The organism is Xanthomonas albilineans, from assembly GCF_002939705.1.
GTDB classification, from domain to species: Bacteria; Pseudomonadota; Gammaproteobacteria; order Xanthomonadales; family Xanthomonadaceae; genus Xanthomonas_A; species Xanthomonas_A albilineans.
On sequence record NZ_MDCB01000078.1, the window covers coordinates 1 to 852 of the forward strand.

At 62.8% G+C, this 852-nt stretch carries 1 protein-coding gene; it reads left to right on the top strand.

Annotated elements, in window-relative coordinates; genetic code table 11:
- A partial coding sequence (locus XalbCFBP2523_RS15805) for a condensation domain-containing protein (protein ID WP_146084149.1) occupies positions 1 to 852 on the top strand: 852 nt, incomplete at both ends.

Sequence of the window (852 nt, forward strand, 5' to 3'; positions counted from 1 at the left end):
TACATGGTCCCAGCCGCTTATGTGCGGTTGGATCGCCTGCCACTGACCCCGAATGGCAAGCTGGATCGTAAGGCGTTACCGGCACCTGATGGGTCGGCGTATGCGGCGCATGCGTATGAAGCACCGCAGGGCGAAATCGAACAGACCATTGCTGCGATCTGGAGTGAACTGCTGGGCTTGGAGAGCATCGGGCGTCACGACAACTTCTTCGCCCTCGGTGGTCACTCGCTGCTGGGTGTGCGGCTGATTTCGCGTATCCGCAGCGCGCTGGGACTGGAATTGCCGCTGACTACGTTGTTCGCCCAGCCGCGTCTGGTCGAATTGGCACAAGCCTTGGATTGTGCCAATTCCAGCACCTTGCCGGCCATTGTGCCGGCCGACCGTAACGCGGCATTGCCATTGTCCTACGCGCAACAACGGCTGTGGTTCCTGGCACAATTCGACAGTCGCGCCGCGCAGGCTTACACCCTCGCCGGCGGCGTGGACCTGCACGGCGCGCTGAATCTGCCCGCGCTGCAACAGGCGCTGGATCGCATCGTCGCCCGCCACGAAGCCCTGCGCACCTGCTTCGTGACCGACGACGACGGCGCCACCCAGTCGATTGCTCCTGCGGATGTAGGCTTTGCGCTGACATGTGCAGATCTGCGCAACACGCCAGATGCCCAGGTCGCCGCGCAAGATCAAGCCGAACAGGAAACCAACACGCCCTTCGACCTGAGCCGTGGTCCGCTGATCCGTGGTCGCCTGCTGCAGCTGGCCAAGCAGCAACATCGCCTGCTGGTGACCATGCACCACATCGTTTCGGATGGCTGGTCGATGGCGTTGCTGGTGCAGGAACTGAGCGCGCTGTAC